General features: G+C 69.8%; 1 protein-coding gene. It reads right to left on the reverse strand.

Features of this window, described 5'->3' with window-relative positions:
* On the reverse strand, positions 1 to 576 hold a 576-nt coding region (locus tag KZA10_RS17165), incomplete at both ends, for a phosphoenolpyruvate carboxylase (protein WP_218683506.1).

The following is a 576-nucleotide window of genomic DNA, read 5'->3' on the forward strand; positions in this document are numbered from 1 at the left end:
CGCGACCGTGGAAGAGGGTCAGCTCGATGTCGGATTCCTGCGCCCACCGTGCGATCTTCTCCTGCGCCTCGTACAGGGCGAGGTTCGCGGCGACGGGGCCGACGTCCTTCGACGAGTCCGAGTAGCCGAGCATGACTTCGAGCCGATTGCCGGTGGCGGCCATGCGCTCGCGGAACTCGGGGAACGTCACGGCCTCCGCGAGGATGCCGGGAGCCGCCTGCAGATCGGCGAACGTCTCGAACAGGGGCACCACGTCGAGCACCGGGGCGTCGTCACCGAGCGCGTAGCGGGCGAGACGGTGCACGTTCGCGAGGTCGGAAGCCGCCTGGGTGAAGGAGACGACGTAGCGCCCGGCGGCGCGCAGGCCACGGTCGTTCTGGATGTCCGCGATCGCGCGGAACACCTCCAGCACCTCCTCGGTCTGCGCGCTGATGGCCTCGCCGGCATCGAGCTCGGCCAGGGCCTTCGCGTGCACCTGCGAGTGCTGGCGCACCTCGAGCTCCGTGAGGTGGAAGCCGTAGGTCTCGACCTGCCAGATCAGGTGCTGCACGCCGCCGAACGCGTGCCGCTTCGCTC

It is taken from the genome of Microbacterium sp. BF1 (assembly GCF_019279095.1).
Classification (GTDB): Bacteria; Actinomycetota; Actinomycetes; order Actinomycetales; family Microbacteriaceae; genus Microbacterium; species Microbacterium maritypicum.